The 296-nt window shown below is 43.6% G+C and carries 1 protein-coding gene; it reads left to right on the plus strand.

The genetic code is table 11. From position 1 onward, the window contains the following. The coding region (locus HMPREF2607_RS05935) for an ABC transporter permease subunit (protein ID WP_148130155.1) at nt 1-296 on the plus strand (296 nt) is incomplete at both ends.

The following is a 296-nucleotide window of genomic DNA, read 5'->3' on the forward strand; positions in this document are numbered from 1 at the left end:
ACTCACAACAAGGTCCTTCGTGGCATTTCACGTGTTTATGTCGAAATATTCCAAAATACACCCTTGCTTGTGCAATTCGTGGTTGTCTTCTATGGGATTTCAATCTTGACTGATGGTCATATCATGATCCCAATTTCATTGACAGCTATCCTTTGTGTGGGTGTCTACACAGGAGCCTATATCTCTGAAATTATTCGTACAGGTATCGAGGCGGTTCCTAAAGGTCAAACCGAAGCCGCTTTATCGCAAGGATTCACCTACGCTGATACCATGCGTATCATCATCTTGCCTCAAGC

The organism is Streptococcus sp. HMSC078H03 (assembly GCF_001808655.1).
In the GTDB taxonomy this organism is placed as follows: domain Bacteria; phylum Bacillota; class Bacilli; order Lactobacillales; family Streptococcaceae; genus Streptococcus; species Streptococcus salivarius_G.